This is a genomic window from Qipengyuania huizhouensis, from assembly GCF_019711635.1.
Taxonomy (GTDB): domain Bacteria; phylum Pseudomonadota; class Alphaproteobacteria; order Sphingomonadales; family Sphingomonadaceae; genus Qipengyuania; species Qipengyuania huizhouensis.
In genome coordinates this window covers 192,237-200,224 of the sequence record NZ_JAIGNT010000004.1, presented here as the reverse complement: position 1 = coordinate 200,224, position 7,988 = coordinate 192,237, and the positions used below count along the sequence as shown (strand labels likewise).

Genomic DNA, 7,988 nt, shown 5'->3' with positions numbered 1-7,988 from the left:
AAACCTCAGCAAGCTATCTCGGCTTCATACATATCGCCGCCGCCCGCCTCTGGACCAATCAGTTTGTCAACAGGGCCTAGATTAGGCTTGTCGAGGCTATAGATGAGGAGAGGCATGCCAGTGAAAGCCTTCGTTACCGGTTCACTCGTGACACTCATGATCATGGGGGTAGGGCTTTTCTGGTGGCAGGGGCGAGCCGAGGTGGAAAAGGCCGCGCCGCCGCCCGACCCTCTTGCGCTGGCCGAGGAAATGGCCGATCCCGATGCGCTGCCCATCACCGATCCTGGCGAAATGCAGGGGCCGGCTCCTCCGGAAGCGAGCGAACTAACGAAAGAGCAGCGGCGTTTCTTCCGTTACGATCGCAACCGGGACTGGCGCATAACGCGCAGCGAAATGCTTTCTTCTCGCAGCGATGGGTTCAGAAAGCTTGATAAAGATGGCAATAATCTTCTCACTTTCGAGGAATGGGCTGTAACTACGGTCGAAAAATTCGAAGGGGCGGATGCCAATGGCGATCGTGAATTGTCTCCCAGCGAATTCGCCACGACCAGGCCCAAGCCTTCCAAGAAGCGGCGTTGTGCTTGCTGATCAGGCCGGAACCACCTCTAGTCCTTTCAACCAGGTACCAAACTCTTCCTTTGCGCGGGCGGTGTAAGCCTCTTTGCGCTGCTTCTTCTTGATATCATGAAGGGGCGGAAAGAGGCCGAAATTTACATTCATAGGCTGGAAGGTCTCGGCTTCGGCATCACCCGTGATGTGCGAAAGTAGCGCTCCTAAGGCCGTGCTACGTGGGGGAGGGGACCAGTCACGACCCGCCAATTCACACGCCGCCATTATTCCTGCCATCAAACCGACAGCGGAACTTTCGACATAACCTTCGCAGCCAGTAATCTGGCCGGCGAAGCGGATATGCTCACCGCCGCGCAACCGCAACTGCCTGTCGAGCACCAGCGGGGAGTTGATAAAGGTATTGCGGTGAAGGCCACCCAGGCGGGCGAATTCGGCGTTCTCGAGCCCCGGGATGGTGCGAAACAGCTCAATTTGCGCACCATATTTTAGCTTGGTCTGAAAACCCACCATGTTCCAAAGCGTACCCAGCTTGTTGTCCTGTCGCAGCTGCACGACTGCGTAGGGCCAGCGACCTTGCGGGAACTCGGGAGTGGCGTCACGAGGGTTATCAAGACCGACTGGTTTCATCGGCCCGAAGCGCAGCGTATCCACGCCCCGCGCTGCCATCACCTCGATCGGCATGCAGCCATCGAAATAAGGCGTGTCGGCCTCCCATTCGCGAAATTCGGTCTTTTCGCCGTCAAGCAAGCCCTGGTGGAAGGCGAGATACTGCTCTTTCGTCATAGGGCAGTTGATATAATCGCCCGCCTCGTTCGAGGCTTCGTTGCGCTTGTTCCAACGGCTCTGGATCCAGCAGATGTCCATATCGATACTGTCGCGATGTACGATAGGCGCAATGGCATCGAAGAAGGCAAGCCGGTCCTGACCGGTTACCGTGACAATACTCTCCGCCAGAGCTTTTGCTGTGAGCGGACCGGTGGCGACAATAGTCGGGCCTGAGGCGGGAAGTGTGTCGATGCGCTCGCGCATGACAGTAACATTCGGATGATCTTCAAGCGCACGCTGCACCTCGGCAGAGAACACATCGCGATCCACCGCCATCGCGCTACCAGCGGGAACACGCGCTTTCTCACCAGCGAACATCACAAGACTGTCGAGGCGGCGCATTTCGTGATGTAGCAAACCAACCGCATTCTTATCGCTATCATCGGAGCGAAAGCTGTTCGAACAGACAAGTTCAGCCAAACCGTTCGTCTGATGAGCGGGCGTCGTATCGCCACTCCCACGCATTTCGGACAGGCGAACCTTGAAGCCTCGTCGAGCGAGTTGCCAGGCGGCCTCGCTTCCCGCGAGGCCGCCACCGATGATCTGGATGTCATGAGTCATTGCGCCTGTGCACCTAGTGCTTGCGCATGGCCTCTATCAAGGCCTAGCGGGAGCCGGGAGAGGGGAAAAGACTATATGCCCAAGCACGCACTGATAGAACATCGGCCTTACCTGGTCTTGAGCCTGCTGTTCGCGATTACCTATTTCTTCATGATGGACGGTAAGGTCGGAGGCAGCTGGCTTGCTTTGTGGAAGGGAGCAGGCGTCGGTTTCTTGGCGATTTACGCTGTTCACCGCGGGCCGGGTCGGGATGGCGTTTTGATATCTATAGTCATGACCCTTTGCGCGTTGGCCGATGTGACGATCCAGTTCAGCTTCCTGGCCGGCGGCGCAATTTTTGCAATCGGCCACATGGTCGCTATCGGGCTCTACGTTTCGAACCGCCGTGAGCGCACAAGCAGTAGCCAAAAGGCGGCCGGTGTGGCGTTGCTAGTGATTACACCCGTTCTGGCAGGAACTCTTACATATCCGCTCGATAATTGGTGGCTCGCAGCGCTTTATGCGGCCCTTGTAGGCGCTATGGCAGGAGCGGCCTGGACAAGCCGCTTTCCGCGTTATCGCGTGGGGGTTGGAGCACTTCTCTTCGTTGTGAGCGACTTGGTTCTTTTCGCCCAAGAAGCAGGACATATCTCGCGTGATCTGTCCGATTGGCTTGTCTGGCCACTGTATTACAGCGGCCAGTTTCTGATCGCGACGGGAGTGATCCAGACCATCCGCAAAGAAGAGGTCTGACCCGACCTCTCGCCCTATCCGCCCGGCTCCCCTTCGATATTCTTGTCCGAATGCGGAGTTGTGTGCGGAGATGTCGGATTCAAACCTCCTCCACGTGCAGCAATCTCGTCCTGAACGAGTTCTTCGGCCAGATTTTCCGGTTCCTCGGATTCATCGATCAACGCCGCCCCGACGATATGCTCGCCCTTGGCGACATTGAAGATGCGGACTCCTGAAGACCCACGGCCTGAAATCGAGAAGCCTTCGTGATTCTCGAACCCGCCTTCAATCATATGACGAAGACGGATCGGCAAGCGGATCAACTTGGCTTGATCGGTCACGAGCATCAGCTGCGAACCGTGCTTGACCGGGAAGCTGGCGACTACCGGGCCATTGCGATCGGGATTGCTCGAAGGTTCGCCGATGTTCGTCAGGCCCATGCCTCCGCGTCCAATGGTCCGATATTCGTAGGATGACGAAATCTTCCCATAGCCATTGGCGGTCAGCGTTAAGATGAATTCCTCAGTCTCGGCGAGTTCAGCTGCCTTCTCGGCATCGAGAGTCGGTTCATTGTCGTTATTCTTCCAGTCGGCTGCGCGAAGATAACTTTCACGGGTTTCCGTGTCGCGCTCGCCAGCGTCGAGCACCGCCATCGACACGACTTTTTGGCCTTCCTTCAGCTTCATGCCGCGCACACCGATGCCGGTACGGCTCTTGGTTTCGCGCGCATCTGTTGCAGAGAAGCGGATCGCCTTGCCCGAATCCGAGGCAAGGAAGATTTCCTGCTCTTCGGTCAGCAACTCTACGCCGATCAATCGATCACCGCTCCCTTCCACGAAACCCATGGCATACTTGCCGTTGCTGGGAACATTGGTGAAGGCATCCATCGAGTTGCGCCGCACCATACCCTGTTCGGTGGCGAAGACGATGTTGAGCTTGGACCACTCGTTCTCATCCTCTGGCAGCGCCAGAACATTGGTAACGCGCTCCTCGTCTCCCAGCGGTAGGAGGTTGACCATAGGGCGGCCCTTGGTCTGGGGACCACCTTCAGGCAGTTTCCACACCTTCATTCGGTAAACGCGACCTGTATTCGTAAAGAAAAGCACTGGGTTGTGTGTCGAAGTTACGAACATTTCGACGACAGCATCCTCATCCTTCGTCGCCATGCCGCTACGGCCCTTGCCGCCACGTGCCTGAGCGCGGAAAGCATCCAGCGGAGTGCGCTTGATATATCCGCCATGCGTGACGGTGACGACCATCTCCTCACGCTCGATCAGATCTTCGTCATCGATACCATCCCATGCGGGCGCAATTTCGGAGACGCGCGGTGTAGCATAGGCCGCCTTGATCTCTTCCAGCTCACCTCGCATCACACCATAAAGCTTCACCCGATCGCCAAGGATCGAAAGATATTCCTCGATCGAAAGCGAGAGTTGCTTGAGCTCATCACCAATCTCGTCACGTCCCAGTGCAGTCAGACGGTGCAAGCGCAGATCGAGAATGGCTTTAACCTGACGTTCGGACAGGCGGTAGGTCCCGCCGTCCTGCTCCGCGCTCGGCTCGATTGCCTCGACCAAAGCAATATATTGAGCAATATCCCCGATCGGCCATTCTTTGGTTAGCAGGCGTGCCCGCGCTTCGGCCGGGGTGGGCGCACTGCGGATCATCGCCACCACCTCGTCGAGATTGGAGACGGCGACCACAAGACCAAGCAAAATATGTGCCCGGTCCCGCGCCTTGTTCAATTCGTATTTGGTACGACGCGTAATCACTTCCTCGCGGAAAGTGATGAACGCCTGGATGAATTCACGCAGTGTCAGGACTTCGGGGCGACCGCCACTAATCGCCAGCATGTTGGCCGGAAAGCTGGCCTGTGCCGGTGTGTAACGCCAGATCTGGTTGAGCACGACCTCTGGCGAGGCATCTCGCTTGAGATCCACAACCACACGCATACCCCGACGGCTGGATTCGTCGCGGATGTCGGAAATGCCCTCGATCCGCTTGTCCTTTGCGGCCTCAGCGATCTTCTCGACCAGTCCGCTTTTGCCAACCTGAAAAGGAATAGAAGTCAGCACGATCGATTTGCGGTCGCCGCGCTTGTCCTCGATTTCGTGGCGCGCGCGCTGCAGGATCGAGCCGCGGCCTGTCGTGTAGGCCGCGCGTGCGCCCGATTTACCGAGGATCAGTGGGGCCGTAGGAAAATCGGGGCCCGGAATGATCTCGAACAGTTCCTCGTTCGTGATCGCGGGATTGTCCATATAGGCAAAACAGCCATCGATAACCTCGCCGAGATTATGAGGCGGAATATTGGTTGCCATCCCGACTGCGATACCGCCCGCACCATTTACAAGCAGATTTGGAAAGCGCGCCGGAAGGACTGTAGGCTCCCGTCGCGAACCATCGTAGTTGTCGGCGAAATCAACGGTATCCTTGTCGAGGTCGTCCAGAAGCGAGTTTGCCACTCGGGCAAGCCTTGCTTCGGTATAACGCATCGAGGCGGGCGGATCCGGGTCCATCGAGCCGAAGTTTCCCTGACCATCGATCAGAGGTACACGGAGCGACCAGCTCTGGGTCATGCGGGCGAGGGCATCGTAGATGGCAGCATCACCGTGCGGGTGATAGTTACCCATCACATCGCCGACGATCTTGGCACTCTTGCGGAACGGTCGCCCTGCAACGAACCCACCTTCGTTGCTGGCGTAGAGTATCCGACGGTGGACCGGCTTCAAGCCATCGCGCACGTCGGGAAGAGCCCGGCTCACGATCACGCTCATTGCGTAATCGAGATAGCTGGTCTTCATCTCTTCGACGATGTCGATGCGGGTGTGTTCTTCGCCGCTGGGTACGGGGGAATCGATCAGATCGATGTCGTCAGCCAAAACTCGGGTAATCCATGTGCTGTTAGTGACAGATGTGCAGGCAACGAAGCTTAGGGGAGGGGGCCCGGTAGCGCCACTGATTGCGGGAACCGAAGCACAGTTTCGTGCGCTTTTTCCACATATGGGTGCCTGTTGCACCGATAGAAAGGATTAACCGAGGGACAGGTCTGCATTCAAACACCGTTCACCGCATTCCGGCTACACCATTTGCAATGAGAGCGCAGAAGCGGCAATGGCCGCATCCATTCTTGAGATTTGCGCCTGCTGCGCTCGTACCCCTATCCACTCTTGGGAGTTTTCGAATGATTTTCACACGCCAAAACAATGCTTCGCGTTCGGCCTCGGCAGTCGCGCTGGCACTTATAGCGGCCACCGGCACGCTAGGCATAACAGCCATCGCGGAGCCTGCGCACGCCCAGAACAAGGAAGAAGAGCGCAAGCCCGAGTATTCCAAGGAATTTATCGCTGCCTATCAGCCCGTAGACGCGGCTCTTAAAGCAGAAACATCAGATCCCGCTGCGGCGAAAGCGCTGATCCCGGCTTTGGTCGCCGCTAGTCAAAGTGCGGACGAAAAGCGGGCTACTGGCGGGGTGATGCTTAATCTTGGCAACGAAACCGATGATGCCGGGCTTCGTCTCCAGGGTATCGAGATGATGCTCGATAGTGGCATTCTGGAGCCCAATCTGGAGGGCCAGCTGAGCTTTGCGGCCTATCAAGCCTACCGGGATCAGAACAATATCGCGGCAGCGCGCACGGCTCTCGAGCGGGCGATCGCAGTGAATCATACGTTCGAAGCGACCATGACCGACGGCAGCCAGCGAACTTTTGGCGCGGACGACATGCGCACCATGATTGCCGACCTATATTTCGATCAGGAAAATTATGCTGAAGGGCTTAACTACCTGTCGACCCAGATCGATGAACGCCGGAGTGCTGGTGAGAAAATTCCGGAAAGCTGGATTCGCAAGGGACTTTCTGTTGCCTACGAAAACGAGATCAACGATCAAACTCCGAAGTACGTTGCCCTCCTCGCCGAAAACTATCCCAGCGATGTCGTTTGGGGCGACGCAGTAATCGTTACCTTGAACGCCAACAATTACCAGAATCCGGAAGTTCTGGACCTCCTGCGCCTTTCGCGACGTACGAAGGCCTATAATGATGCGCGCGTACTGTCAGAGTACGTCGAAATCCTAGATCCCCGCCGTTATCCTGGCGAAGTTGTCTCGGTGATCGATGAAGGCAGTGCGCTCGGCGTAGTCGACAAGTCCGATCCTTTCATAGCCGAAACGCGCCGCGAGGCTGCAGGCCGCGTCGAAACCGATCGTGCTGATTTGCCGAGCCTTGCCGCTGATGCTCGATCATCGGGAGCCACTCTCAAGACCCTGGTGGTCGCTGGCGACACTTTCCTTAGCTATGACCAGCCAGGCGAGGCAGAGGAATTCTACACGAAGGCGCTAGGAATGACCGGCGTGGAAACGCCTTTGATCCTGACCCGCCTCGGCATCGCGCAGTATGACCAGGGCAAGTATGCCGAAGCCATCGAAACCTTCAAGAAGGTGGAAGGTGCACGCAAGGATATCGCCAATCTCTGGGCAATCTATACGGCGCAGAAAGCCGGCGCGTAATCGCAATTGAAAACCAGATAAGTATGCGGCGCGGTGTCCATTAGGCATCCGCGCCGCATTCACATCTAGCGAAGGCGTTTTACATATAGGGTGTTGTCGCGCCTTTCGACTTTGAATTGATCCATCGACTGGAAAAGGTCCGACAGGCGTTTAAATCCGTAGTTTCGAACATCGAAGCTCGATCGATTTCCCGCGAGACTTCCCACTTCGCCCATTTGAGCGAAACCATCCTCGTCTCGGTTTGCAGCCTTCCACGCAGTCCCTAGGAGCTCAACCAGCTCCTCGTCGATAGCAGCCTTGGCCTTTTCTCCCGGTGCTCTGGACGGGGTGGCTTCGTCCGATGCCCCCGCAATTAGCGCATCGATATCGATAAAGCGTGTGCAGGCGCTTTTGAAAGCGTCCGGCGTCTTGTTCTTGCTGCCGAAGCCGTAGACGATAAGGCCATCCTGTCTGAGCCTGGTTGCTAGAGGGGTGAAGTCGCTGTCGGAACTCATGATACCGAACCCGTCAACCTTGCCCTGATAAAGCAGGTCGATCGCGTCGATAGTCATCGCCATATCCGTCGCATTTTTACCCGCGGTCAGATCGAATTGCTGCTGCGGACGGATGCCATACTTGTGCGTGATCTTATCCCATTTGGCGAGGTTGTTCTTCGCGAAATTGCCGTAGGCGCGTTTGATATTAACTTGGCCCAGTTCCGCCATAACGGTGAGGACCGGATCGATCCCTCGAGGGGTCGTATTGTCCGCGTCGATCAGCAGGGCGATGTTGTTCAGGTCTTTGTCTGCCATGCCGAACACATGGCGAGCAGTGACGA

General features: G+C 56.9%; 6 protein-coding genes. 3 read left to right on the top strand and 3 right to left on the bottom strand.

What is annotated here, in order from left to right:
* Window positions 1–120: 120 nt before the first annotated feature.
* On the top strand, window positions 121–588 hold the full coding sequence (locus K3180_RS06010) for an EF-hand domain-containing protein (protein ID WP_221539021.1): 468 nt from the start codon (window positions 121–123) through the stop codon (window positions 586–588).
* Here K3180_RS06010 and trmFO read toward each other — a convergent pair whose 3' ends face one another.
* Window positions 589–1,956, bottom strand: coding sequence for a methylenetetrahydrofolate--tRNA-(uracil(54)-C(5))-methyltransferase (FADH(2)-oxidizing) TrmFO (trmFO, locus tag K3180_RS06005; protein ID WP_221539002.1), 1,368 nt, complete (start codon window positions 1,954–1,956; stop codon window positions 589–591).
* Window positions 1,957–2,031: 75 nt separating this feature from the next.
* Here trmFO and K3180_RS06000 point away from each other — a divergent pair, with 75 nt between their 5' ends.
* A complete protein-coding gene (locus tag K3180_RS06000) occupies window positions 2,032–2,688 on the top strand; it encodes a lysoplasmalogenase (RefSeq protein ID WP_221539001.1) in 657 nt (218 codons plus the stop codon).
* A gap of 14 nt (window positions 2,689–2,702) precedes the next feature.
* On the opposite strand, the gene gyrA is transcribed toward K3180_RS06000, so the two are convergent.
* A complete protein-coding gene (gene gyrA / locus K3180_RS05995; RefSeq protein ID WP_221538999.1) occupies window positions 2,703–5,546 on the bottom strand; it encodes a DNA gyrase subunit A in 2,844 nt (947 codons plus the stop codon).
* 302 nt (window positions 5,547–5,848) lie between these two features.
* Between gyrA and K3180_RS05990 the strand changes: the two genes are divergently transcribed.
* Window positions 5,849–7,171, top strand: coding sequence for a hypothetical protein (locus tag K3180_RS05990; protein ID WP_221538997.1), 1,323 nt, complete (start codon window positions 5,849–5,851; stop codon window positions 7,169–7,171).
* Between the two features lie 65 nt (window positions 7,172–7,236).
* Here K3180_RS05990 and K3180_RS05985 read toward each other — a convergent pair whose 3' ends face one another.
* Window positions 7,237–7,962, bottom strand: coding sequence for an NYN domain-containing protein (locus K3180_RS05985; protein WP_221538995.1), 726 nt, complete (start codon window positions 7,960–7,962; stop codon window positions 7,237–7,239).
* Window positions 7,963–7,988: the final 26 nt, after the last annotated feature.

Coding starts and splice junctions, on each gene's coding strand:
- trmFO (WP_221539002.1), bottom strand. CDS start 1,956: ATGACTCATGACATCCAGATCATCGGTGGCGGCCTCGCGGGAAGCGAG.
- K3180_RS05990 (WP_221538997.1), top strand. CDS start 5,849: ATGATTTTCACACGCCAAAACAATGCTTCGCGTTCGGCCTCGGCAGTC.
- K3180_RS06000 (WP_221539001.1), top strand. CDS start 2,032: ATGCCCAAGCACGCACTGATAGAACATCGGCCTTACCTGGTCTTGAGC.
- K3180_RS05985 (WP_221538995.1), bottom strand. CDS start 7,962: ATGGCAGACAAAGACCTGAACAACATCGCCCTGCTGATCGACGCGGAC.